This is a genomic window from Dakarella massiliensis, from assembly GCF_001182045.1.
Classification (GTDB): domain Bacteria; phylum Pseudomonadota; class Gammaproteobacteria; order Burkholderiales; family Burkholderiaceae_F; genus Mesosutterella; species Mesosutterella massiliensis.
Window position 1 is genome coordinate 427,599 of record NZ_CVTY01000005.1, and the last position, 24,917, is coordinate 452,515.

Annotated in this window: 18 protein-coding genes; 13 read left to right on the forward strand and 5 right to left on the reverse strand. The window is 57.6% G+C overall.

Features of this window, described 5'->3' with window-relative positions:
• Positions 1-73: 73 nt before the first annotated feature.
• A complete protein-coding gene (locus tag BN1936_RS03660; RefSeq protein ID WP_022443157.1) occupies positions 74-850 on the reverse strand; it encodes a helix-turn-helix domain-containing protein in 777 nt (258 codons plus the stop codon).
• A gap of 240 nt (positions 851-1,090) precedes the next feature.
• On the opposite strand from BN1936_RS03660, the gene hemN reads away from it, so the two are divergent.
• The 13 genes from hemN (at position 1,091) to htpX (ending at position 19,772) form a co-directional block, all read left to right on the forward strand.
• Complete coding sequence (hemN, locus tag BN1936_RS03665) at positions 1,091-2,491, forward strand: oxygen-independent coproporphyrinogen III oxidase (protein ID WP_049686640.1); 1,401 nt, start codon at positions 1,091-1,093, stop codon at positions 2,489-2,491.
• A gap of 166 nt (positions 2,492-2,657) precedes the next feature.
• Positions 2,658-5,288 (forward strand): alanine--tRNA ligase, encoded by a 2,631-nt coding sequence (alaS, locus tag BN1936_RS03670; RefSeq protein ID WP_049686641.1) that lies wholly within the window; start codon positions 2,658-2,660, stop codon positions 5,286-5,288.
• A gap of 15 nt (positions 5,289-5,303) precedes the next feature.
• Positions 5,304-5,561, forward strand: coding sequence for a sulfurtransferase TusA family protein (locus BN1936_RS03675; protein WP_022443673.1), 258 nt, complete (start codon positions 5,304-5,306; stop codon positions 5,559-5,561).
• Positions 5,562-5,936: 375 nt separating this feature from the next.
• Positions 5,937-9,107: a DNA gyrase subunit A gene (locus BN1936_RS11650; RefSeq protein ID WP_456236239.1), complete on the forward strand. Its 3,171-nt coding sequence runs from the start codon at positions 5,937-5,939 to the stop codon at positions 9,105-9,107.
• 95 nt (positions 9,108-9,202) lie between these two features.
• Positions 9,203-10,300: a 3-phosphoserine/phosphohydroxythreonine transaminase gene (serC, locus tag BN1936_RS03685; RefSeq protein ID WP_049686642.1), complete on the forward strand. Its 1,098-nt coding sequence runs from the start codon at positions 9,203-9,205 to the stop codon at positions 10,298-10,300.
• Complete coding sequence (gene pheA, locus BN1936_RS03690; protein WP_022443668.1) at positions 10,293-11,378, forward strand: prephenate dehydratase; 1,086 nt, start codon at positions 10,293-10,295, stop codon at positions 11,376-11,378. The genes serC and pheA overlap by 8 nt, the downstream gene beginning before the upstream one ends.
• Positions 11,379-11,425: 47 nt before the next feature.
• Positions 11,426-12,547 (forward strand): histidinol-phosphate transaminase, encoded by a 1,122-nt coding sequence (hisC, locus tag BN1936_RS03695; RefSeq protein WP_049686643.1) that lies wholly within the window; start codon positions 11,426-11,428, stop codon positions 12,545-12,547.
• Between the two features lie 10 nt (positions 12,548-12,557).
• On the forward strand, positions 12,558-13,442 hold the full coding sequence (locus tag BN1936_RS03700; RefSeq protein ID WP_049686644.1) for a prephenate dehydrogenase: 885 nt from the start codon (positions 12,558-12,560) through the stop codon (positions 13,440-13,442).
• Complete coding sequence (aroA, locus tag BN1936_RS03705; protein ID WP_022443665.1) at positions 13,439-14,782, forward strand: 3-phosphoshikimate 1-carboxyvinyltransferase; 1,344 nt, start codon at positions 13,439-13,441, stop codon at positions 14,780-14,782. The genes BN1936_RS03700 and aroA overlap by 4 nt, the downstream gene beginning before the upstream one ends.
• A 33-nt stretch (positions 14,783-14,815) precedes the next feature.
• Positions 14,816-15,490 carry a (d)CMP kinase gene (gene cmk / locus BN1936_RS03710; protein ID WP_022443664.1) on the forward strand — a complete coding sequence of 225 codons (675 nt, stop codon included), beginning with the start codon at positions 14,816-14,818 and terminating at the stop codon, positions 15,488-15,490.
• A 128-nt stretch (positions 15,491-15,618) separates the two neighbouring features.
• A complete protein-coding gene (rpsA, locus tag BN1936_RS03715) occupies positions 15,619-17,316 on the forward strand; it encodes a 30S ribosomal protein S1 (RefSeq protein WP_049686646.1) in 1,698 nt (565 codons plus the stop codon).
• A gap of 257 nt (positions 17,317-17,573) precedes the next feature.
• Positions 17,574-18,752: a lipopolysaccharide assembly protein LapB gene (locus BN1936_RS03720; RefSeq protein ID WP_022443662.1), complete on the forward strand. Its 1,179-nt coding sequence runs from the start codon at positions 17,574-17,576 to the stop codon at positions 18,750-18,752.
• A gap of 126 nt (positions 18,753-18,878) precedes the next feature.
• A complete protein-coding gene (gene htpX, locus BN1936_RS03725) occupies positions 18,879-19,772 on the forward strand; it encodes a protease HtpX (protein WP_022443661.1) in 894 nt (297 codons plus the stop codon).
• Between the two features lie 120 nt (positions 19,773-19,892).
• Here the strand turns inward: htpX and BN1936_RS03730 are convergent, their stop codons facing one another.
• From BN1936_RS03730 to rho, 4 genes are all read right to left on the reverse strand, one after another.
• A complete protein-coding gene (locus BN1936_RS03730; protein ID WP_022443660.1) occupies positions 19,893-21,284 on the reverse strand; it encodes an MATE family efflux transporter in 1,392 nt (463 codons plus the stop codon).
• A 1-nt stretch (position 21,285) separates the two neighbouring features.
• Positions 21,286-23,055, reverse strand: a complete 1,770-nt coding sequence (locus BN1936_RS03735) for an ArnT family glycosyltransferase (protein ID WP_022443659.1) — start codon at positions 23,053-23,055, stop codon at positions 21,286-21,288.
• Between the two features lie 77 nt (positions 23,056-23,132).
• The gene (locus tag BN1936_RS03740; RefSeq protein ID WP_022443658.1) at positions 23,133-23,423 is read right to left on the reverse strand and encodes a type B 50S ribosomal protein L31; all 291 of its coding nucleotides are present in this window, start codon (positions 23,421-23,423) and stop codon (positions 23,133-23,135) included.
• Between the two features lie 172 nt (positions 23,424-23,595).
• Positions 23,596-24,858 (reverse strand): transcription termination factor Rho, encoded by a 1,263-nt coding sequence (rho, locus tag BN1936_RS03745; protein WP_022443657.1) that lies wholly within the window; start codon positions 24,856-24,858, stop codon positions 23,596-23,598.
• Between the last annotated feature and the right edge of the window lie 59 nt (positions 24,859-24,917).

The window sequence follows — 24,917 nt, forward strand, 5'->3', positions numbered from 1 at the left end:
GCGCGAAAACAAACGCCTGAGGGATGGAAAATCCTTCAGGCGTTTTGTTTACAGGGGGCTGCGGCGCAGAGACTCAGGGCTCGAGACTGATATCGTCGTCGTAATTCCCGGCATCAGCCGCTGCGGGCTGTCCTGAAACGATGGCACGCAGTCCTGAGGCATTCAGAATCTGGACGTGCTTCTGATTCACCTGAATCAGGCCATCGTGCGAGAAGCGGGAAAGCACGCGGCTCACGGTTTCCAGTTTCAGACCGAGATAGGAACCGATTTCGGCGCGTGTCATGCGGAGCACGAATTCGCTGCGGCTGTAGCCGCGGGCATCGAATCGCTGCGAGAGATTGAGAAGGAAAGCCGCCAGACGTTCCTCAGCGTGCATGGAGCCGAGCAGGAGCATGATGCCGTGCTGCCGGACGATTTCACGCGACAGAATCTTATGGAAATGGGCCCCCATCGAGCGGAGCGACGTCGTGACGTCCAGAACCCGGTCATAGGGCAGAACGCAGACCTCCGTGTCCTCCAGGGCGATGACGTCGCAGGAATGGACGTCACTTGCAATGCCGTCGAGACCGATCATCTCGCCAGCCATATGGAAGGCGATGACCTGTTCCCGTCCGTCACTCGACATTACGGTGCTCTTCAGGAAGCCGAGGCGGATTGCGTAAAGGCAGTCGAAATGGTCCGCGGCGCGGTAAAGCGCTTCCCCCCGCTTGATTCTCTTGCGGGTCGTGACCATGTCCTCAATGCGTTCAATTTCCTTGAGCGACAGCCGGAGCGGTAGGCAGAGTTCCCGCAGATTGCAGTTGGAACAAGCAACTCGAAGAGTCGACAAAGAAATGTTTGGAGTTGTCATCAGAGATGAATACCAGATTAAAAACAAGGGGGCTTCAGCACTGCTCAGAGCCTGGTCATACTCATATAAGCTCGGATCAGTACAATGCACATATTCCTGAAGAAGACCTGCGATAAATACCTACAAAAAAGCCTGGACGGTGTCGTTTTTGTTTTTGACGCTAGTCAAGCAACTGGAACATAGTGGCAATAATATCAGGATCTTCTAACCTAGGTCATGCGTTTTTTTGGAGATACCTGCATGAGTGATCTTTCTGCGAGCGGCGTGGAACTGCCGGACCTTGATTTACTGAAAAAATTTGACATCCCGGCTCCCCGCTATACCTCATATCCGACAGCTGACCGTTTTACTTCGGCGCTTACCGCCGAGGATTATGAAGAAGCACTCCGGAACCGCGAGAACGAAAAGAATAAGCGGGCACTCTCCGTCTACGTTCATATTCCTTTCTGTAATGATGTCTGCTACTACTGTGGCTGCAATAAGATCGTGACGCGTGATCATGACCGCGCCACGGGCTATCTTGACGTTATCGCGAAGGAAGCCGATCTCGTAAAGCAGCATCTTACGGGCGACACCGAGATTGAGCAGCTGCATTTTGGCGGCGGCACGCCGACTTTCCTCACGAATGAAGAACTGGAGCGCGTGATGTCCATCATCCGCTCCCGTTTCCCGCTGCAGAAGGGCGGTGAATTCTCGATCGAAGTGGATCCCCGCTGCTGCCCGAAGGATAAGGTTGAGAAGCTGGCTGAGCTTGGCCTCAACCGCATGAGCCTTGGCGTCCAGGATCTGAACCCCGATGTGCAGAAGGCGGTGAACCGTATCCAGCCCTACGAGCTTGTGCGTGACACCGTGAACAATGCCCGGGCCGCAGGCTTCCATTCCGTCAATATGGATCTCATTTACGGTCTTCCGAAACAGACCCGAGAGAGCTTCGCGGAGACGATCGATAAGGTGATCGAAATGTCGCCTGACCGTATCGCGCTCTACCACTACGCGCATCTCCCGAATCACTTCAAGCCCCAGCGCATGATCCTTAACGCCGATCTGCCGTCGACTCTCACCAAGGTCGAAATCATGTTTGACGCGATCCGCCGCCTCACCGCAAACGGATACCGCTATATCGGCATGGATCATTTCGCTAAGGAAAACGATCCTCTCTCCATCGCTCAGAAGAACGGCACGCTGCAGCGGAATTTCCAGGGCTATTCAACCCGCGCTGACTGCGACATGGTGGCGCTCGGCGCTTCCTCCATTTCGAAGGTCGGTAGAATCTACGCCTGCAACCCGCGCGATATCAAGCCGTACTATGACGCGATCAACAAGGGCCGCCTCGCGACGGTCCGCGGCTTCCGTCTCTCCGACGAGGATGAGCTCCGCTACTGGGTCATCATGCGGATCATGTGCCAGTTTGAGCTCGTGAAGTCCGAAGTGGAGCAGAAGTTCGGCATTGATTTCGATAAGACCTTCGCCTGGGAGCTGAAGCATCTCGCTCACTACGAGAAGCATGAACTCGTGGAGCTTCATCCTGACCGCATCGTCGTGTCGCCGAAGGGGAAGATCTTTGTGCGCGCCGTGGCCATGCAGTTTGACCGCTATCTGCGCGAATCGGACCGTGCGGGCGGCTATTCGACAATTGCCTGAGGAAGCTCCTCTTAGGAGTTTCTCTCACCGCCCCCACTTCAGGTAACTGCGCATACGGGTTAGAATCAGCAAATTCATTGCTGCGCAGTTTTACCTGCAAAGAAATTACTCTGCGAAGGCGGAAGCTGATTCCGCCTTTTCAATACGGACCGTTTTAATGAAATACATGACTGCCTCGGAGATAAGAAACGCTTATCTCCAGTTCTTTCAGAGCAAGGGACATACGATTGTTCCCTCCAGCCCCGTAGTACCTGAGGATGACCCGACGCTGCTGTTCACGAATGCTGGCATGAACCAGTTCAAGAACTGCTACCTCGGTATCGAGAAGCGCGAGTACACCCGCGCGACGACCAGCCAGAAGTGCATCCGCGCCGGCGGCAAGCATAACGACCTGGATAACGTCGGCTACACCGCGCGTCATCACACGTTCTTTGAAATGCTGGGCAACTTCAGCTTCGGCGACTATTTCAAGCAGGACGCGATTCCGTGGGCCTGGGAATTCCTGACGAAGGTTCTTGAGCTGCCGGAAGACCGTCTGTGGGTGACGGTTTACGTTGATGATGACGAGGCCTACGACATCTGGAACAAGGAAATCGGCATCCCCGCTGAAAGAATCGTCCGTATCGGCGATAACAAGGGCGGCAAGTACATGTCCGATAACTTCTGGATGATGGGCGACACGGGCCCCTGCGGTCCCTGCTCCGAGATCTTCTTTGACCGCGGTCCGTCGGTTCAGGGCGGTCCTCCGGGGAGCAAGGATGAGGATGGCGACCGTTATCTGGAAATCTGGAACCTTGTGTTCACCCAGTTCAACCGCGATGCCTCCGGCAAGATGAACCGCCTGCCGCATCCGAACATCGATACGGGCATGGGTCTCGAGCGTATCGCGTCCGTGATTCAGAACGTTCCGACGAATTACGACATTGATCTGTTCCGCAATCTGATGGCTGCCGCCAAGGCCGCTGTCGAGAAGGCCGGTGCCACGGACGTGGAACCCGGTACGCCTTCTCTCAAGGTGATTGCTGACCACATCCGCGCATGCTCGTTCGCTATTGCTGACGGCGTGCTGCCGGGCAATGAAGGCCGCGCTTATGTGCTGCGCCGTATCTGCCGCCGCGCCATCCGCCACGGCTACAAGCTCGGTGCCCGCGCTCCGTTCTTCTATACGCTCGTTGAACCGCTCGCCCGTGAAATGGGTGATGTGTACCCCGAGCTCAATAAGCCGAACATCGCTCAGGTGATCAAGGCCGAGGAAGAGCGTTTCTTCCTCACGCTCGCGAACGGCATGGAGATTCTCGAAGACGCTATCGCCAAGACGACGAATGGCGTACTCGACGGCAACGTGGTGTTCAAGCTCCATGATACCTTCGGCTTCCCGGCTGACCTTACTGCTGACGTCTGCCGCGAAAAGGGCATCAAGGTGGATACGGACGCTTTCGACCGTTCGATGGAAGAGCAGCGTGCGAAGGCCCGTGCCGCTGGCAAGTTCAAGATTGCCGCCGGTCTGGTCTACAACGGCCCGACGAACGAATTCCGCGGTTATCAGGAGCTCCGCACTGAAGGCTGCCGCGTCCTCGCGATTTATAAGGACGGCACCGATGTGACGTCCGCTGAAGCCGGCGATGATGCGGTTCTCGTGTTTGATAAGACTCCGTGCTACGCCGAAATGGGTGGTCAGGTGGGTGATCAGGGTGTGGCTGAAAACGCCTCCACGATCGCTCAGATTCTCGATACGATGACGATCAAGGCCTCCGTGTTCGGCCACAGCTGCCACATTCACGAGGGTTCCGTGCATATCGGCGATATCTTCTCCGTGAGCGTTAACGCTGAACGCCGCGCCGCGATCGCCCGCAATCACTCCGTGACGCACCTGATGCATAAGGCGCTGCGCACGGTCTGCGGAGCACACGTTGCCCAGAAGGGCAGCCTGGTGACGCCGGAGATCACGCGTTTCGACTTTACGCACGATCACCCGGTTACCGCTGAGCAGATTGCGGAAGTGGAACAGCTCGTGAACGAGGAAATCCTCGCCAACGTCCCGACGAAGACTGAGGAAATGTCTGTCGAAGACGCGAAGAAGACGGGCGCCACGATGCTGTTCGGCGAGAAGTACGGCAAGGAAGTCCGCGTTGTGTCGATCGGCTCCTCGAAGGAGCTCTGCGGCGGCACGCACGTGGCCCGTACGGGTGACATTGGATCCTTCAAGATCATTTCCGAAGCGGGTATTTCGGCTGGCGTCCGCCGTATCGAAGCCGTGACGGGTATGAATGTGCTCCATGTCCTGCAGCAGAAGACCGCTCTCGTGAGCGATCTCCAGCAGAACTTCCGCGGCGTGAAGGAATCCGAGCTGCCTGAGAAGGTGAGCGCCTGCATTGAGCAGATCCACTCGCTCGAGAAGGAAGTCGCCTCGCTCCAGGCGAAGATCGCCGCGAGCGCGAGCTCTGACATCGCTGAAAACGCCCGCGAAGTGAATGGCGTCAAGGTGGTGGCGGTTTCTGTGGACGGTGCCGATGCCAATGCGCTCCGCGAAATGGCTGATAAGCTCCGCGATAAGCTGCACAGTGCTGTCGTGGTTCTCGCCACGAAGGATGGCGCCAAGCTCCAGCTCTGCGCTGGTGTCACGCCTGATCTCGTGAAGAAGGGACTGAAGGCCGGTGAACTCGTGAAGTTCGTCGCGGCTCAGGTCGGCGGCAAGGGAGGCGGAAAGCCTGACTTCGCTATGGCCGGCGGTTCCGATGCTGAGGCTCTGCCGAAGGCTCTCGAGTCTGTTTACGGCTGGGTCGGCGAGCGCGCCTGATCGGAGTTTCAAGGGATGAGTGAAACGGAAGCCCGTCTGCACGCCGACCAGGAGATTTCGGTCGACGGCAAGTGCCCCGAGCCCGTGCTGAAAAGCGCCCGGGCCCTGAGGGGAATGCAGTCAGGAGACATTCTGAAGGTGATCTGCCTCGACCCGGTTTCTGTCCATGACCTGAAGGCGTTTTCTGATCAGACAGGGAACGCGCTTCTCGCGCAGGAAACGGAAGAAGCGGCCGGAGCCGTTCACTACATTCATTGGCTGAGAAAGCGCTGATCAGCGTTTTTTCCAGCCCTGATACCCGGATGCTGCTTTGCTGCAGCTTCCGGGTGTTTTTTTATCCGTGGACGGAATTCCCGGTCAGGAGCGTCTCAGATTCCAAACTGAAGGTCTCCTGTAAATCTGAAAAATAAAAATAGGGACAGGTTAAAAAATACAAGAATCTCATTTCAGGCCAGTCTAAGGCCGTTTTCTTTGAGATTTCAGCCGGTTCTGGCCGGAATGACGAGCCCTATCTGTTAAAATTAATGCCAACTTTTTTTGCTTGGCGGATGCATTTCCGGTCCGCCAATTTTCACAGGCTGGTTTATGGCGACAGACGAAAACGAAGGCAAGGCGAATCCGTCTTCCGGAGACAATTCCGGTTCCGAAATGGTTTCTCAGCTCCAGGAAGATATTCATCAGGTCAATATTTCCGATGAGATGGAGGAGGCCTACCTCAATTACTCGATGAGCGTGCTGATCGGACGTGCGCTTCCGGACGCCCGGGACGGTTTCAAGCCGGTTCACCGCCGCGTGCTTTATGCCATGTGGCGCCTCGGCAACCGCCACGATGTTCCCTATAAGAAGTCGGCCCGTGTGGTCGGCGACGTGATCGGTAAGTACCACCCGCATGGTGATACCGCGGTCTATGACACGATCGTCCGTATGGCGCAGCCTTTCTCGCTCCGCTATCCGCTCGTTGACGGTCACGGCAACTTCGGCACGATTGACCGCGACCCTGCGGCTGCCATGCGTTACACGGAAGTCCGTCTGAGCCGCATTGCGGAAGAGATGCTGACTGATATCGACCGTGATACGGTCGATATGACACCGAACTTTGACGGTACAGAAAAAGAACCGACGGTGCTGCCCGCCCGCTTCCCGCAGCTGCTGGTGAATGGCAGCCAGGGTATCGCGGTCGGCATGGCGACGAACATCCCGACGCATAACCTCGGAGAAACAATTGATGCGTGCCTCTACGCGCTGCATCACCCTGAGGCGAGCGTGGATGACCTGATCCGTTTCCTCCCGGCTCCTGATTTCCCGACTGGCGGCATCATTTTCGGTCTCAGCGGTGTCCGTCAGGCGTACCGCACCGGCCGCGGCTCCATGCTGATCCGCGCCAAGATGCACGACGAAACCGATGACAAGGGACATACGTCTATCGTTGTGGACGAACTCCCCTACATGGTGAACAAGGCCGAACTGATCAAGAAGATCGCGGCCCTCCGGAGCGAGAAGAAGATCGACGGCATTGTGGATCTCCGGGATGAGTCCTCTAAGGAAATCCGTATCGTGATCGAGCTCCGGCGCGACGCTCACACGGAAGCGGTCCGCAATAATCTCTTCAAGCTGACCGAGCTTCAGACGACCTTCGGTATCAATATGGTGGCGCTGCTTGACGGCCGCCCGCAGCTGCTGAACCTGAAGCAGCTCGTGAATGCCTTTATTGGCCTTCGCCGCGAAGTGGTGGTGCGCCGTACCCGCTTCCTGCTTCGGAAAGCCCGCGCTGACGGCCATCTGCAGGAAGGCCTTGCCATCGCACTGGCGAACATTGATGAATTCATCGAGATCATCAAGTCATCCTCCGACCGCGCCGAGGCCTGTGACCGCCTGATGGGCAAGGGCTGGAACGCGAAGATCGTGAACGAGATGATCGGCTCCGTGGCAGGCAACTACCGTGACTACCGGCCGCAGGATGTGGAACCGAACAGCGGTTTCCGCTCGGATGGCCTCTACTGGCTCTCCCGCGTGCAGACGGAACGCATTCTCGATATGCGTCTCCAGACTCTCACCGCGACGCAGCAGGAAAGCATCATTGCCGCCTATAAGGAACTCTGCGCCCAGATTGCTGACTACCTCGACATTCTCGCGAAGGATGAGCGTGTGGTGAAGATCATCGCCGATGATCTTCTCTACATCAAGGAAAAGTACGGCGATGCCCGCCGCTCGGAGATCGATCCTTCCGGCGATCCGGATTTTGATGAGCTTGATCTGATTCCGAGAAAGGATGTTGTGGTCACGCTCAGCCGCGACGGTTACATCAAGAGCCAGGATCTTTCTGATTACCAGGCCCAGCACCGCGGCGGCATGGGACGCAACTCCGGCAAACTCCGTGACGAGGATGCCGGCGATCAGCTGATTGTCGCGAGCACGCATGACCAGATTATGTGCTTCACGAATCTCGGCAGGCTTTACCTGATCAACCACGCCTATATGGTGCCGGCCGGCAGCGCGGGCTCCAAGGGACGCCCGATCCAGAATCTGATTTCGCTCCAGCAGTATGAGCAGGATGACGGCAACGGCGGCAAGGAAATGGTGTTCGAACGCGTAACGAACATCCTTTCGATCCCGACCCCGGACGACAACCACTGTGTCTTCTTCGCGACAGCCCGTCTGCCGGTGCGAAACCAGCTCCTGAGGCTGAACCGTGATGAAGTGAAGCTTGAGGAACTGCCCGAGGATGTGCGTGAATCAATCCGAGCGGATGTGTGCTCTGATCGGGACGAAATGCCGGGACTTCCGGATGAGAAGTGGCGCCAGCTTTCACTCACGGATCTTCCGATCTCTGTGCAGACTGAGCTGAAGAATCTGACCGGATGGGATACGCCAGCGAAGGAAGAGGAGCGCCGCGCGAAGAAGAACAGCAAGACCTGGAGCATGATGAATATTCAGGATCTGCCGGAAGATATTCAGAGCCAGGCCCGTACGATCTGCGACAAGACGCTGAACGATCTCGCTGCAAAACACGGCGCTGAATGGGATGCTGTTACGCTCGGCGACCTCCCCGCTAAGGCCAGAAACGCGGCCCGCGAAGCCTTCCGTCTCACGCTTCTCAGTGACTTTGCCCGCGAGCACTTCGTCTTCTTCGCTACCGCCCGCGGTGTTGTGAAGAAGGTGCCGCTCAGCGAATTCTCTAAGGTTCAGAACGGCGGTACCTCGGCGATCACTCTGGATGAAGGTGACGTGCTGATCGGCGCGGATCTGACAGACGGCGCTCACAGCGTGATGCTCTTCTCTGACGCTGGCAAGGCGCTTCGCTTCGATGAAAACGAAGTGCGCCCGATGGGTCGCACGGCCCGCGGTGTCGGCGGTATGAAGATCCGTCCTGAAGACAGGATCATCGCGATGATCGTTGCCAACGACGAAGGTCAGATGGTGCTCACCGCGACAGAAAACGGTTACGGCAAGCGCACTCCGATCGCGGAGTACACGATGCATGGCCGCAATACGATGGGCATGATCGCCATCGCAACCACGGAGCGCAATGGCAAGGTTGTGGCAGCCTGTCTGGTTGATGAGAATGATGAAGTCATTCTTCTCACGAAGAAGGGCAAGCTGGTCCGTATTCCGGTCTGCGATATCCGCATCTGCTCCCGCGCGACGCAGGGTGTGAAGCTCGTCAATCTGAAGGATGATGATCTGGTGAGCGTGACCCCGGTGAAGGATCAGGGGGGAGACGATGCCGAGCCTGCGCCTGAGGGCGGTGAGGGCGAGGGATCGGAAGACGGTCCCGCGGATCCGTCCCCGGAAGAGACCCCGTCACTTGACGATCTTTGATCCGGTTCAGGTATAAAAGAGAAGGAAGGGAATGCTCCTGCGGCATTCCCTTCCGGCACTTTAAGCAGGAAAAATTCAGTTTTAGGAGTCAGAGAATGAGCCGTTGCTTTAATTTTTCGGCAGGTCCCTCGGAGTTGCCCCTCGAAGTTTTGGAACAGGTCCGGGACGAACTGCTGGATTTCAGAGGCACTGGCTGCTCCATTATGGAGATCAGCCATCGCAGCAAGGCCTTTACCGAGGTGCATAACGAGACCCAGCAGATGCTTCGCTCTCTGCTCGACATTCCTGAGGAGTACGACATTCTCTTCATGCAGGGCGGCGGCCATATGCAGTTCTCCATGGTGCCGCTTAATCTGATAGCTCCGGTTTCCGCGTCTGATCCTTCCCGCAGAGGCGGCTGCTACATCGTGAATGGAACCTGGTCCCGCAAGGCGGCGCATGAGGCAGGGCGGCTTGGCGGCATTTCGATCGCGGCTGAGGGGGATGAAACCAACGTGCCTCAGCAGCAGGACCTCCGGATCCCGGATGACGCCTCATACGTTTACTACTGTGATAATGAGACAGTCCACGGGATTGAGTTCAACTATGTTCCCGACACCGGGAGCGTGCCGCTCGTTGCCGATATGTCGAGCAACATCCTGACCCGGCCGTTTGATATCCGGAAATTCGGTGCCATCTGGTTCGGCGCCCAGAAGAACTTTGGCATTGCGGGACTCACTATTGCCGCTGTCCGCCATGATCTGATTGGCCGCGCCCCCGAAAACTGCCCGGTAATGCTGGACTGGAAAAACTACTCAAGCAAGAACTCGATGCTGAATACGCCTCCGACTTTCGCGATCTATATCGCGAACCTCGTCTGTCACTGGCTTGAGAAGCAGGGCGGCGTGCCTGAAATGGCAAGAAGAGCCGCCGAAGAATCCGGCGCGCTCTACAGCGTGATTGATGCATCAGACGGCTTCTATACGGGGAAGGTGAAGCCCGCTTTCCGCAGCCGCATGAATGTGACATTCTGGCTGAAGGACGAGTCCCTGAATGACCTCTTTGTTGAGGAGGCCGCGGCGCTCGGGCTTAAGAATATCCGCGGCCACCGCAGTATCGGCGGCATGCGGGCCTCGGTCTACAACGCTGTGCCGACAGAAGGCGCAAAGCAGCTTGCGGACTTCATGCAGGATTTCGAGCGCCGCCATGGATAAAGAAACCCAGCTTGCAGAACTCCGTCATGAAATCGACGGAATCGATGCGAAGATCGTTGAACTCGTCGATCAGCGTGCGGATGTCGTGCGCCGGGTCGGCGAGCTGAAGGGGGCGAGCGGCACCGCGGTTTTCCGCCCGGAGCGTGAGAACCTGATTCTCGATCGCGCGGCGTCTCTAAGCCGGAATTTTGATGGCCCCGCGGTCAAGGCGATTTTCCGGGAGATTATCTCTTCCTGCCGGGCTCTGGAACGGACCACCACGGTGGCGTATCTCGGCCCTGCGGGAACTTTCAGCGAAATGGCGGTGCTACGTCAGTTCGGCTCGAGTGTGGATGCCAGGCCCTGCGCAACCATCGCGGATGTCTTCCGGACGACGGAAAACAGCCGCACGGATTTCGGAGTGGTGCCGGTAGAGAACAGCACTCAGGGAACCGTGGCGGTTACGCTGGATCTGCTTCTGGATACGTCGCTCACGATTGTGGGCGAGGTGTCGATCCCGATCATCCATAACCTTCTTACCCGTAGCGGAGACCTGTCGAAAGTGAAGACCGTGATGGCTCACCCACAGGCCCTCGCGCAGTGTAGGGACTGGCTAGCGACACACCTTCCCGGGGTGAGACAGGTGAGCTGCTCAAGCAACGCGGAGGGAGCAAGAATGGCTTCCGAGGATGACACGGTCGGAGCTATTGCGTCACATCGGGCTGCGGAACTTTATCAGCTTGGAATCGCCGGTGAAGGAATTCAGGATTGGGCGGGAAACCGCACGCGTTTCCTTGTTCTCGGACACCATCCGACGCATCGCAGTCCGGAACCCGGAAAGGATAAAACGACCTTTGAATTCTCCATGGTGAATAAAGCAGGCGCGCTTTTCGAAGGACTTGAGCCTCTGGCACGCCACGGTGTGTCCATGACGCACCTGGAGAGCCGGCCTGCCCGGAATGGCGCCTGGGAATACAATTTTTTTGTTGATGTAGAAAGTCATATCGAAGATGAGGCGGTGAAGAAGGCCCTGACCGAAATCAAGGCGGGAACGGCAGTCTTCAAATTCCTCGGCTCCTACCCCAAGGCGCTGGATTAACCCCGCATCAGCTTCTCAGTCAGAATAAAAATATTGGGAGTAACAGCATGTCAGATAATCTTTCAGCTCCGTCCTATATCCGCGGAATTGAGCCGTATAAGGCCGGTAAGCCGATCAGTGAGCTCGCCCGTGAAAAGGGACTGAAGCCTGAGAATATTCTCAAGCTCGCCAGCAATGAGAATCCTCTCGGGGCGCCGGAATCCGCCCTGCAGGCAGTCCGGGAGGCCGCGACCGCGCATAACGTGGCCCTTTACCCCGATGGAAACGCCTACAACCTGAAGCACGCGATCGCCAAGCGGCTGGGGGTTCCGGCTGAGTGGATCATTGTCGGCAACGGCAGTGATGAGCTGATGGGGCTCACCTGCGAAGCGCTTCTCGAACCGGGCTCGAAGTCGGTTTACTCCCAGTTCTATTTCTCGGTTTACCGCATTGATACGCTCGCCTGCGGCGGCACGCCGGTTGAAGTTCCGGCGAAGGGTTTTGCGATTGATCTGGACGCCATCGCGAAGGCTGTAACGCCTGAAGTCCGCGTGGTGTTTCTGACAACCCCGAATAACCCTACCGGCCTCACAATTTCCCAGGCTGATTTCGAAGCGTTCCTCGGAAAGATTCCCCCGAGCGTGACGGTGGTGCTCGATGAGGCCTATCGCGAGTTTGTACCGGAGGAAGACCGGATTGATTCCATCGCGCTCGTGAAGAAGTACCCGAATCTCTTTGTGACGCGCACTTTCTCCAAGGCCTACGGTCTTGCGGGTCTCCGCGTCGGGTTCGGTGTGAATTCCGGCGAACTGCCTGAACTCGTGAACCGTATCCGTCCGCCCTTCAACTGCAACACGCTCGCTCAGGCGGCAGCTGCCGGCTGTGTGGACGATCAGGCTTTCCTTGATCGTGTTTATGAGATGAACCGCAGCGGCGTGAAGCAGCTGGAAGACGGATTCTCGTCTCTTAACCTTGAATTTGTGCCGACGAAGAGCAACTTTGTTCTCGTTCACATTGGACCGAAGGCTGCCGAACTCAATCAGGCACTCCTTGACCGCGGCATTATCATCCGCCCCTGCGCGAGCTTCGGACTTCCGGAGTGGATCCGCGTTTCCGTCGGTACGGCCGAGCAGAATGAACGGTTCCTTGCCGCTCTGAAGGAGCTTCTCGCGAAGCTCTCCGCCGCATAAGGAGCCGGGGTTGAAGCTTGCCGTAATCGGAATGGGTTTGATGGGCGGATCCGCCGCGCTCGCCATGAAGCGGGCCGGCACGATCCACTCGGTGTACGCCTGCGACATGAGCCCGGAGGCAATTTCGGATGCGATCAGCATGGGAATCGCGGAGGAGGGGGGATCGGATCCCGCCGAGGCCGCGCGCACCGCTGATGTCATCATGGTCGCGACACCGGTGATGACGATGGAGTCGATTTTCCGGCAGATCGCTCCGGTGATGAAACCGGATGCTGTTGTGACGGATATCGGTTCAGTCCGGGGTATGGTCCAGGAAGGGGCCCGCCGGGCGCTTGGGGAAAAATTTTCCCAGTATGCCCCCTGTCATCCGATAGCCGGGGGTGAGAAGCCCGGTGTCCGCTATGCTTTTGCCGATATGTTTGTCGGGAAAAAGATCATCAGCACCGCGGAGGAGGGCATGAGCGCCCGTTCGGTCGATATCATCGAGTCGCTCTGGAAGTCCTGCGGCGGGCAGATTATCCGCATGTCGCCTGAACGTCATGACGAAGTGTTTGCTCTGATGAGCCATCTGCCGCATGTACTCGCCTACGCGCTCGTCGCGATGATCACGGAGAGCCGGGACCCTGATACGCTGCTCTCCATGGGCGGCACAGGATTCCTTGACTTCAGCCGTATCGCGGCGTCGAGTCCTGTTATGTGGCGGGATATCTGCCTCGCGAACCGGAAAGCGATTTCCGAGGGGCTGCGCCGATATCGTGCCGAGCTCGAACTCTTCCAGAAAGCGATTGATGACGGGAACGCCGATCAGCTGGTGGCTGGTTTCGCCCGCGCCGCGCAGGCAAGGCGGAAGCTTGGCCAGGGTGACAGCCTTAAGACTCAGGTGAAGAAGCCATGAAGACTTTTCCAGAAGTGCTGACCGTGCGCCCGATTCTCAGCGCCGCGGGTGAAGTCCCGATGCCGGGCTCAAAATCGATTTCGAACCGCGCGCTGCTGCTTGCGGCGCTTTCCTCCGGACGAACTGAACTTAAGGGAGTCCTCAGAGCTGACGATACAGAGCGCATGATGGAATCGCTCCGGGCACTCGGTGTTTCAGTGGAAATTGATGAAACCAATCCCGAGTCGGTGACGGTAGAAGGCTGCGGCGGCAGTTTTCCGGTTCGCAGCGCGGAGCTTTTCCTCGGCAACGCCGGAACAGCGGCACGGCCGCTCACGGCGGCGCTGGCGCTTGCCGGCGGCAGTTACCTTCTGGATGGCGTTGAGCGGATGCGGGAGCGTCCGATCGGAGACCTTCTCGTGGCACTCCGGTCGCTCGGGGCTGAAATCGAGTGTCTTGGCCGGGAAGGATTCTTTCCGCTTCGGATTGGCGAACGCCGTTCCGTTTCCGGGAAAGCCGCCTGTCACATCAGCGGCGAAGTGTCGAGCCAGTTCATCACCGCGCTTCTCCTGTCCTCGCCGGTTTACTCCGGTCCTGAGGGGCTCGAGATTATCGTGGACGGGCATCTGATTTCGCGCCCCTACGTGCTCATGACGCTGAAGCTGATGGAGCAGTTTGGGGTTCATGCGGAAGATCAGGGAGACCGGTTCTTTGTTCCGCACGCAGAGTACCGCCGCGGCACCCCCTACCTGGTTGAGGGTGACGCGTCCGGAGCGTCATACTTTCTCGCGCTTGGAGCGCTCTCCGGCACAGCTGACGGGGCCGGAGTCCGCGTTACCGGAGTGGGACGCGATTCCATTCAGGGGGATGTGCAGTTCGCGGCATTCCTCGAACGCATGGGGGCGAGAATTGCCTGGGGAGATAACTGGATCGAGGCGAAGCCTCCTGTGTCCGGGAAACTCCACGGTATTCACGCGGACTGCACGGAGATTCCGGATGCCGCGATGACGCTTGCCGCGATCGGGCTGATGGCCGAGGGGGAAACGGTGCTCACCGGCATCGGTTCCTGGCGTGTCAAAGAAACCGACCGGATAGCGGCCATGCAGGCAGAACTTTCCAAATTCGGCGCCGATGTGAAAACCGGCGATGATTGGTTAAGCGTAACATCTCCTCAAAAGCTTCTTCCAGCAGAGGTCTGCACATATAAGGACCACCGCATGGCGATGAGCCTTTCGCTCGCAGCCTGCGGCGGGGTTTCTGTACGCATTCTTGATCCCGGGTGCGTTTCCAAGACTTTCCCGGACTATTTTGAGCGGCTGGCAGGACTGGTGAAAACAGCCCCTCTGACGGATAAAGACTAGGCGCATTCATTCTTTAATTGACGAGGTTTTCTGATGACAGAAATGAAGGGACAGGTTCCTGTAATTACGATTGACGGCCCGACCGCTAGCGGTAAGGGCACGGTCGCGTCGAAAGTGGCGGAGGCTCTTGGGTTCCACTACCTCGATTCCGGCGCGCTTTATCGCATCGTGGGACTTGTCTGTCTGAGGGCCAACGTTGATCTGAAGGACATCGCGGCCGTCACGGCCCACGCGATGGGTATCTCTCCCGTGTTTGCGGGAGGGAGGATTTCTCTCGGCAGCGAAGACATCACGAACGCCATCCGCACGGAGGATGTCGGTCAGGCGGCCTCCTGCATCGCTGTTATCCCCTCGGTTCGCAACGCTCTTTTTGAGCTGCAGCGCGAAGCGCGCCGCGAGCCGGGACTCGTGGCAGACGGCCGCGACATGGGGTCGATCATCTTCCCGGATGCCGAACTGAAGATTTTCCTTACGGCCTCCGCGGAAGCACGCGCACATCGCCGCTATAAACAGTTGATCGAAAAAGGGATTGACGTTACACTAGATGACCTCGTTAAAGAAATGAAGGAACGGGATCTCCGCGATATGCGCCGGGCCCATGCTCCGCTTGCGCCCGCTGAAGGCGCGAAGATACTGGATTCTTCATTCCTCACGATTCAGGAAACAGTTGATAAGATACTGTTTTGGTGGGTTTCACGTTCTCACTGATCCCATCCGCAGATCTTTGATTCCATTTGCAGTACCGGTCGCAGAGGCCGTCAGGTGACGGTCCCCTGCTTTTATTTGTTTAACTCCACCCTGTGCACTTTGCATCTGGGTGTGCTGATTTTTTTTTCATGTCCAACACTGAAGAAACCAAAAACACCGAATCTTTTGCCGACCTGTTTAACCAGAGCCTCGCTGCTCAGGAAATGCGTCCTGGCGAAGTTATTTCCGCCGAAGTCGTTCGCATGGACGGAAACTTTGTCGTCGTGAACGCCGGCCTTAAGTCTGAAGCTTACATTCCGCTTGAAGAGTTCAAGGATGATCAGGGTGAAGTCACGGTCAAGCCGGGCGACTTCGTCTCTGTGGCCATCGAGTCCGTTGAAAACGGCTATGGCGATACGATTCTGTCCCGCGACAAGGCCAAGCGCCTCGCTGCCTGGATGAATCTTGAGAAGGCTCAGGAATCCGGTGAACTGGTTACCGGTACGATCACGGGCAAGGTCAAGGGCGGTCTCACCGTTATGACCAACGGCATCCGCGCGTTCCTCCCGGGCTCCCTCGTGGATACCCGTCCGGTTCGCGATACGACCCCGTACGAAGGCAAGACCCTCGAATTCAAGGTTATCAAGCTCGACCGCAAGCGTAACAACGTGGTGGTTTCCCGCCGCGCTGTGCTCGAAGCCAACATGGGCGAAGAGCGCAACAAGCTGCTCGCCACGCTGAAGGAAGGCGCCATTGTTAAGGGCGTCGTCAAGAACATCACCGACTACGGTGCGTTCGTTGACCTCGGCGGCATCGACGGCCTGCTCCACATCACCGACCTCGCCTGGCGCCGTGTGCACCACCCGAGCGAAGTCGTTCAGGTTGGTCAGGAAATCGAGACCAAGGTTCTCAAGTTCGACCGCGAACGCGCCCGCGTTTCTCTCGGCCTGAAGCAGCTCGGTGAGGATCCGTGGATCGGCATCAGCCGCCGCTATCCGTCCGGCACCCGCCTCTTCGGCAAGGTTTCCAACATCACCGATTACGGTGCGTTTGTTGAAATCGAAGACGGCATCGAAGGCCTCGTTCACGTGTCCGAAATGGACTGGACGAACAAGAACGTTGATCCGCGCAAGGTTGTGACGCTCGGCGAAGAAGTCGAAGTCATGGTTCTCGAGATCGACGAAGACCGTCGCCGCATCAGCCTCGGCATGAAGCAGTGCAAGGCCAATCCGTGGGAAGAGTTCGCTCAGACCCACAAGAAGGGTGATCACGTCAAGGGTCAGATCAAGTCGATCACCGACTTCGGCGTGTTCATCGGTCTTGACGGCGGCATCGATGGCCTCGTTCACCTCTCCGACCTCTCCTGGAAGGAACCCGGCGAACAGGCTGTTCACAACTACAAGAAGGGTGATGAAGTCGAGGCTGTCGTTCTCGCGATCGATACCGAACGCGAACGTATCTCTCTCGGCATCAAGCAGCTTTCCGGTGATCCGTTCTCCGACTTCGCCGGTGCCCACGAGAAGGGCTCCATCGTTGAAGGTACGGTCAAGTCTGTCGACGCCCGCGGCGCCGTCCTTGATCTCGGCAACGACACCGAGGCTTATCTCCGCGCTTCCGAAATCTCTCCGGACCGCGTTGAAGATGCCACGACCCAGCTGAAGGTTGGCGATAAGGTTTCTGCCGTCATCACCAGCGTGGATCGCAAGACCCGCAACATCCAGGTTTCCGTGAAGCAGAAGGAAGCCGCTGAGGCCCGCCGCGCTATGGATCGCATGAACAATGACGCTCCGTCCGCCGGTACGACCAATCTCGGCGCCCTGCTGAAGGCGAAGCTCGAGAGCCGCTAATCAATAGCGGAGGGATCCGCGGTTTCCGCTGCGGATTCCATTCAGGGCTTTATCCCTGATAAACGCTTCACCCGCTGCCCTCGTTTCCTCTGAGGCACGGAGAAGCAAAAAATGGAGAGAGAAGGTTTCGCTGCCTTCTCTTTCCGACTTAAGGATCACCGGCGGAATTTCTGCCCGTGGTCCTTTTCTTTTCTGTGTGGTACGGAAACGCTGAACCGCTACAATTCTGACCACTCAATACTCGCGGAGAGCACTTCATGGAATTTGAACTTTGGTATCTGATCGCGGTCCCGCTGCTGTTTGCGGCCGGATGGTATCTGCGAGGCTATGACGCGAGACAGCGGAATGAGGAAAACAAGGATCTTCCGGACAATTATTTCCGGGGCCTGTCTCTCCTCCTCTCCAATGAACCCGATAAGGCAATTGACGCCTTTATTGAAGTGGTGAAGATCGATCCTGAAACGATCGAGTTGCATCACGCGCTTGGCAACCTCTTCTGCAAGAGAGGTGAATTTGACCGGGCAATCCGAATTCATACGCATCTCATCAACCGCGCGGATCTTCCGGATCAGGATCGGCTGAGGGCGCTCTCAGAGCTCGCGAATGACTACCTGAAGGCTGGCATCTATGACAAGGCGATTGATTGCCTTGAGCGGCTTTCAAAGAATGACGAGTATCGGCTGGACGCCCTGCGCTCGCTTCTCAGAATCCGCTGCACCGAGCATGACTGGGAGGCCGCCATTGAGTCAGCAAGGCGCCTTGAGAAAGAAGCTTCTGAAGACCACAGCGCCGATATCGCTCACTTTCACTGCGAGCTTGCCGAGCTGGCTGTGAAGCAGAAGAATCCGGAAGCCGCGGAACGCGAGGTGTCGCTCGCGCTGCTAGAAAAACCGTATTCTCCGCGAGCTCTGATGCTGGCGGGGGACTTCGCCTTCCAGAAGAATCAGGTGAAGGAAGCCGTGGAAGACTGGGAGAAACTGCGCCAGCATTCCGAGGATCACTTTCCGCTGGTTTTCGGGCGCCTTGTGAAGGGGTACGACGCTCTGGGTGACGCAGCCGGCGCTCAGGCTGTGATTGATTACGCCCTGAACCGCTTCCCGACCTCTGAAGTCGTGGAGCAGGCAATGAAACGGGCGTTCAAGGATAAGGGTCAGCATGCTGCCGCTGAAATTGTGAGCAAGGGTCTTTCCGGTCATCCGACGCTCGGCACGCTTTCCGTCGCGATGGAATTCCGCAAAATGATCGCCCCGGATGATGAACAGCTGCAGGGACTCTCTGAAATGCTGAAGAAGGAATCTGACCGTCAGGGCCGCTATCAGTGCCGTCACTGCGGATTCCTCTCGCACAGCTACCTCTGGCAGTGCCCGGGCTGCGGCGGATGGGATACCTATCCGACGCTTCGGGTGCAGGATCAGTCACTCAGGCGGGATAAGTAGAGTCGTACTATTTCTTACACTTTATTTACCCGGGATACGATCAGTCCCGACAGTTCCCATAAAATTAATTCATCCAGACCTGACAGTCTGAGCCCATTCTTAGGTCTTAAAGTAAAAAGGTAAGTAATGCTAAAGCGTATCGGTCTTCTGATTTTGACCAACATTGCAATCGTGGTCATGCTCAACGTGATCCTGAGCATTGTTAGCGTCGTTTTTGGAATCAACTGGGGCGGTATGGCGGGCAAGTCCATCAACCTGACATCCCTCAGCATCTACGCTCTGATTATTGGCTTTACGGGATCCATCTTCTCGCTGCTCACGTCGAAGATGATCGCAAAGTCGACGATGGGTCTGCAGATGATTGATATCGACAATCCGTCGACCAATCTCGAAGCCTGGCTCGTCAGCACGGTCCGCGAACTCGCTAACCGCGCGAAGCTCCCGATGCCTGAAGTGGCCATCTATGAGGGTGATCCGAACGCGTTTGCCACGGGTCCGTCCCGCAGCAGCTCGCTCGTTGCTGTTTCCACCGGTCTTCTTCAGCTGATGAACAAGAAGGAAGTGGAAGCGGTTCTGGGGCACGAAATGACCCACGTTGCCAATGGCGACATGGTCACGATGACCCTGGTGCAGGGCGTGATGAATACCTTCGTCGTGTTCCTCTCCCGTGTGATCGGGTGGGCCGTTGACCGCCAGGTGATGCGTAACGACAGCGACGCTCCGGGTGCGGCCTATTATGTGACGAGCCTGATTCTCGATATCGTGCTTGGGTTCCTTGCCGGTATGGTGGTGGCAGCCTTCTCGCGCTGGCGTGAGTACCACGCTGACGCAGGTTCCGCGATGCTCACCGGTTCTCCCGAGAACATGATCGCCGCGCTCCAGAGGCTGGGTTCCATCACTCCGGAAGAGCTTCCCGGCCCGGTGAAGGGCTTCGGTGTAAGCGGTGGTATTGGCTCGCTCTTCGCCACGCATCCTTCCATCGAAGACCGCATCGCGGCGCTCCGGGCTCTGCAGAAGTAATCAGCTCCGAAGTGCGGTTGAAATGAGGAGGCGCCTCCCAGAAAGACGCTTCCCTGAAGGAATAAAAAACCTCGTCCTGACAGGACGAGGTTTTTTGCTGGCCGGAAGTTTTTTCCGGGATCAGGCCTTCTGAGCCGCGAGCTTCACAGACCGTGCGTGATAGAGAGCGAAGGAAACCAGCGTGATGCCTGAAAGGATCAGGCCGCAGGCGCAGGCAATCCAGAACCCGAGCGGACCGAGCGGAGCGCCGAGGAAGGATTCCCGGAAAGCAAGGTTATAGCCTCCGAAAAGACCCACGCCCCAGAGCGCGATGCCGGAAACGATCATCGGCACCCAGGCGATCTTGTAGCCCCGGAGAATGAAGCTGCTCACGGACTGCGCCGCGTCAAACGTGTGATAAATCACGCCGCAGAGAATCAGCGTACCGGCGATCTTCATCACAGCCATATCGGTCGTATAGATACTGATGATGAAGTGGCTGAAGATGAAGAGCAGGCAGCAGGCCGTGGCCGCGATGGCAACGGTCACCGTAAGAGACCGGCGCGTGATCCGTTCAGCCGCATCCGGAAAACCGGCGCCGAGACACTGAGAAACGAGAACGCTCGCCGCGATACCGATGGAGAGCGGCACCATGTAGAGGGTCGACGTGATGTTGCTCACGATCTGATGAGCGGATACCGCGACAGCACCCATGCGGGAAATAAAGATCGCCATCAGAGTGAAGGAGCTCACCTCAAAGAACACAGAGAGCCCGATCGGGAGACCGATCCGAAGCTGTTCCTTCAGCGCGGCGAAGCTCGGTCCGAACCAGCGCTTCGCGTGCATCGGCTTATAGTGAGCGCCTTTGAAGAAGTATCCGGCATAGAAAATAAGACCGAACCAGGCGAGAACCGCATTGCCGACCCCGGCTCCAGCGCCTCCGAGCTCCGGCAGACCGAAGAGTCCATACATGAAGAGAGCGTTCACAGGAGCCTTCAGCGCAAGCATCAGAAGCGAAATCCACATCGTAATCCGCGGCTGATTGACGGCAGCGTTGACCGAGATGAAGACCCGATTGAGAAGCGCGGCGGGAACAGCTACCGCGGACGCGATCAGGTAAAGCGAAGCAAGCGACGCGATGCGCCCCGTAACGCCGCCGAGATCCGTCCAGAAGGACGTCCAGCTGAGGATCCCGATACCAAAGATCGAGAGCAGCAGCACGAGGTAAAGCGACTGATTGATTTCAAAACCGATCTGTTCAAACTTCCGGGCACCGAAATGATGACCGCAGATCGGAGAGAGCCCCTGCACGATGCCGACGAGCAGCATGAAAATGCAGCCCGTTGAAGCGCTGGCAAGCGCTACCGCAGCAAGGTCCTCAGCGCCGAGACGGCCGGCCATGATGGTGTCGATCGTTGCGTTGCCCATGACGGCAAGGTTCGCCACGAATATAGGACTGGCGAGCTTCGCAAGGCCTCCGACCGAAATGTCTGGGGGGGTGAGGCGGTGCGCCGCATTGATGTTTCCTGCCATATTACTTCTCAGATTTCCTGTTGTTATTGCTGTTGAGTTCAGTGCCGCTGTTGATAGGGGAGGCGTCGCCCGGGCGGATCACATAGAACTCAGAGCCGCGGTGGTATGACGTCGGGATGCCGATCTTGTCAGCCGGAATCGGTTCACCGGGTCCAATGCGGGAGACGGTGTAGCGGCAGTCCGTGCTGTCAGAGAAGCGGATGCCGGAATACGCGACAAGCCCTTTGAGGCTGAGCGGCAGTCCGTCGCTCCGGACGCAGTCGCCGGGGAGGTAACCAAAGATACGCAGTTTTCCGGCAACCTCGCGGGCGGCTGTGGTGTGGGATCGGTCTTCATCCAGCATCTGGCTGAAGAGCGCGGTGCCGACGGTCCAGATCAGCGTGATGCCGAGAGCGGCAAGCCAGGGGCCGCGCCAGAGAGCTTTCGGACGGCGGCGGAGACGCCAGATCACAATGGCGAACCAGATTGCGGTGATGAGAGCCGTGCAGACAAGGAGCGACGGCTCAACCCAGGGCACCGTATTCGGAGCAAGCCTGTGAAGGCTGGCGGCCATCTTCGGAGGGAATCCGGTTGTCCAGGCAATGAAGTAGCTCCAGAGACCGATTGTCGCAAGCGAGAAGATCGTGGCGGAGAACCAGTCGAGGATATTCTTCAGGGAATGTGTTTTGAGGCTTGCAATGCCGAAGGAGGCGAGAATCGCGGTCGGCACCACCATGGCGGTGAGCGTGTATTCCGGAGCGGTTCCGGAAATAAAGAGGAAGAGCAGCGGGAAGATGAGGGCGATGATGGTCAGGAGAATATGCGTACGGTGAATCACGCGGTGCCAGGCGTAGATCGCGTAAAGCGCGAAGGGCCAGATCGGGCAGAGATACCAGACGATATTGCGGGCCATCCAGAGCCAGGATCCGGCGCGCGGGAGCGCAAAGCCGGCAGCCTGAATCCGGGCGAATGACTGATACCACGCGTCAAACGACGCTCCGGAGAGGATCGCTCCGACAGGCCACACGAGGAACGTGGCGACGGCGGTGACGGCGATAATCAGGAGGCGGCGGGTTCTGAACGGGGCAAACGCGTGTACACAGCAGAGGATCGCGAGAATCGTGCAGGATTCCACAAGGAACCAGTACAGATTGGTACAGAGGGCCAGAGCGCCGAGAGAAAGGCCGGTCACGAAAGAACCGGCCTTAAGGTGCACGAGTGACCAGATGACGCCGAGAAGCGTCGCTCCGGTCAGCGCAAGCAGCACGATCGGGAGACCGATCTCATGAAGCCGCGATACGATGCCAAAGGTAGCGATGAAGAGGAGCGTCGCCGAGTCTGCGACTGTACGGCCGTAATCCCGGGGGCTCGCTTCCTGACCGAATACCATCGAGATCGGAAGGGCTTCTTCACGCCTGGCGAGATGCCATGTGGCGTACCAGACGGAGCCTGTCGCAAGGGCAAACCAGAGCAGGCTCGGGACCCGCGCGAGGATCATTGGTTTGGCGAACAGCCCAAGGAATTTGATAAGTGCCGCGCCGAGCCAGGCAATACCGGGACCGGTCGCTGTGTAGGGAGTTCCCGCGATGGTGGGAAGGAACCAGGCGCTTGCGCTTCCTGTCGCCATATTCCACATAAGGCCGAAAATCTGTTCGTCCCGGCTGTTCCAGAACGGGTGCCCTGAAAAGCATGCCAGAGCGAAGGTAGCAAGAACTATCAGCAATGCCCAGCGGGGGAGCTTGGCCGCAGCGGCTGCAGAAACAATAAGAGGCGACTGTCGGTTGCTAATCATTTGGCATTTTCTAAACAAATTAAAAGGGGCAGTTGAAAACTGCCCCTTGGAATACCAGGCTAACTGCGCGGCACCAATTACTTGGCGGCGGCCTTCGCCTTGGCGGCGGCTTCGTTCACAGCCTTGGTCTTGGCGGCGAACTTCGCACGGAACTTCTCGACACGGCCCGCTTCAACGATGCGCGTCTGAGCGCCGGTGTAGAAGGGGTGGCTGGCAGAAGAGGTATCGACCTTGAAAAGGGGATAGGTCTTGCCGTCGATATCAATGGTTTCCTTGGTCTGAACGGCCGAGGAAATGATAAAGGTCTGATTGACGGAAATGTCGAGGAACGCGACCTCGCGGTACTCCGGGTGAATGCCCTGCTTCATTTTTTATGAATTCCTAGTTAAATGTCGGTCGCCCTGACTTGCCTTGCAAACCCGCCCGTGCGAAACGGGTCTTACGGCAGGCATGCAGTCCACGTGCCAGACCGGGAAAGTCTAACATTATGAACGCATTCCCCAGAAAAAGCAACCGTCAGAGCGGACCGCTGAGAATAGATCAGTTGGCGCGCTTCATCATGTCGAAGAATTCGGCATTGTTCTTCGTCGCGCGGATCTTGTCGAGGAGGAACTCCATCGCCTCAACTTCGTCCATGCTGTAGAGAACCTTGCGCAGAATCCACACGCGCTGCAGCACATCGGGCGGGAGCAGAAGCTCCTCGCGGCGGGTGCCGGACCGGTTGACGTTGATAGCCGGATAGACACGCTTCTCGGCGAGACGGCGTTCCAGGTGGATTTCCATGTTGCCGGTGCCCTTGAACTCTTCATAGATCACGTCATCCATGCGGGAGCCGGTGTCAACGAGGGTAGTCGCGAGAATCGTGAGAGAGCCGCCTTCTTCAATATTTCGGGCCGCGCCGAAGAAACGCTTCGGGCGCTGCAGGGCGTTCGCGTCAACGCCGCCCGTGAGCACCTTGCCGGAGGTCGGCACAACGGTGTTGTAGGCGCGGGCGAGTCGGGTGATGGAGTCGAGCAGAATCACCACATCCTTCTTCGATTCGGCGAGGCGCTTGGCCTTTTCAATCACCATCTCGGCCACCTGGACGTGGCGGGCAGCGGGTTCATCAAACGTGGAGGCGACCACTTCGCCCTTCACGGAGCGCTGCATTTCCGTCACTTCTTCCGGACGTTCGTCAATCAGAAGAACGATCAGGATGCATTCGGGGTGGTTTGCCGTGATGGCATGCGCGATGTGCTGCATCAGCACTGTCTTTCCGGACTTCGGCGGGGCGACGATCAGACCGCGCTGGCCCTTGCCGATCGGGGCAATGATGTCGATCAGACGGCCGGTCAGGTTCTCGTTGCCCTTCATGTCGCGCTCGAGCTTCAGGGGCTCGTTCGGGAAGAGCGGCGTCAGGTTCTCAAACAGCATCCGGTGCTTCAGGTTTTCCGGCGACTGGCCGTTCACCGTTTCCACCTTGACGAGCGCGAAATAGCGTTCGCTGTCCTTCGGAATGCGGACTTCACCTTCCATGGAGTCGCCGGTATGCAGATTGAAGCGGCGGATCTGGGAGGGAGAGATATAGATGTCATCCGTGCTGGCGAGATAGGACGATTCGGGAGAACGAAGGAATCCGAATCCATCGGGGAGCACTTCAAGCGTGCCGTCGCCAAAAATTTGCTCACCGCTCTTTGCTTTTCTCTTCAGAATCGCAAACATGAGTTCCTGCTTGCGCATTCTCTGGGCGTTTTCGATGCCCAGTTCCTGTGCTTTTTCAAAAAGCTCAGTGATACGCAGTGATTTCAGTTCAGAAAGATGCATAGGAGTAAAGGGAAATGGCGGACAGACGAGAAGGGCCCGAACGGGCACCGGTCGTGCGG

What these genes read in the sequence shown, in the direction of transcription:
- aroA (WP_022443665.1), top strand. Translation starts at nt 13,439, where the DNA reads ATGAAGACTTTTCCAGAAGTGCTGACCGTGCGCCCGATTCTCAGCGCC.
- BN1936_RS03720 (WP_022443662.1), top strand. Translation starts at nt 17,574, where the DNA reads ATGGAATTTGAACTTTGGTATCTGATCGCGGTCCCGCTGCTGTTTGCG.
- hemN (WP_049686640.1), top strand. Translation starts at nt 1,091, where the DNA reads ATGAGTGATCTTTCTGCGAGCGGCGTGGAACTGCCGGACCTTGATTTA.
- pheA (WP_022443668.1), top strand. Translation starts at nt 10,293, where the DNA reads ATGGATAAAGAAACCCAGCTTGCAGAACTCCGTCATGAAATCGACGGA.
- BN1936_RS03660 (WP_022443157.1), bottom strand. Translation starts at nt 850, where the DNA reads ATGACAACTCCAAACATTTCTTTGTCGACTCTTCGAGTTGCTTGTTCC.
- rho (WP_022443657.1), bottom strand. Translation starts at nt 24,858, where the DNA reads ATGCATCTTTCTGAACTGAAATCACTGCGTATCACTGAGCTTTTTGAA.
- htpX (WP_022443661.1), top strand. Translation starts at nt 18,879, where the DNA reads ATGCTAAAGCGTATCGGTCTTCTGATTTTGACCAACATTGCAATCGTG.
- BN1936_RS03730 (WP_022443660.1), bottom strand. Translation starts at nt 21,284, where the DNA reads ATGGCAGGAAACATCAATGCGGCGCACCGCCTCACCCCCCCAGACATT.
- BN1936_RS03735 (WP_022443659.1), bottom strand. Translation starts at nt 23,055, where the DNA reads ATGATTAGCAACCGACAGTCGCCTCTTATTGTTTCTGCAGCCGCTGCG.
- BN1936_RS03675 (WP_022443673.1), top strand. Translation starts at nt 5,304, where the DNA reads ATGAGTGAAACGGAAGCCCGTCTGCACGCCGACCAGGAGATTTCGGTC.
- rpsA (WP_049686646.1), top strand. Translation starts at nt 15,619, where the DNA reads ATGTCCAACACTGAAGAAACCAAAAACACCGAATCTTTTGCCGACCTG.
- BN1936_RS03740 (WP_022443658.1), bottom strand. Translation starts at nt 23,423, where the DNA reads ATGAAGCAGGGCATTCACCCGGAGTACCGCGAGGTCGCGTTCCTCGAC.
- serC (WP_049686642.1), top strand. Translation starts at nt 9,203, where the DNA reads ATGAGCCGTTGCTTTAATTTTTCGGCAGGTCCCTCGGAGTTGCCCCTC.
- cmk (WP_022443664.1), top strand. Translation starts at nt 14,816, where the DNA reads ATGACAGAAATGAAGGGACAGGTTCCTGTAATTACGATTGACGGCCCG.
- alaS (WP_049686641.1), top strand. Translation starts at nt 2,658, where the DNA reads ATGACTGCCTCGGAGATAAGAAACGCTTATCTCCAGTTCTTTCAGAGC.
- hisC (WP_049686643.1), top strand. Translation starts at nt 11,426, where the DNA reads ATGTCAGATAATCTTTCAGCTCCGTCCTATATCCGCGGAATTGAGCCG.
- BN1936_RS11650 (WP_456236239.1), top strand. Translation starts at nt 5,937, where the DNA reads ATGGTTTCTCAGCTCCAGGAAGATATTCATCAGGTCAATATTTCCGAT.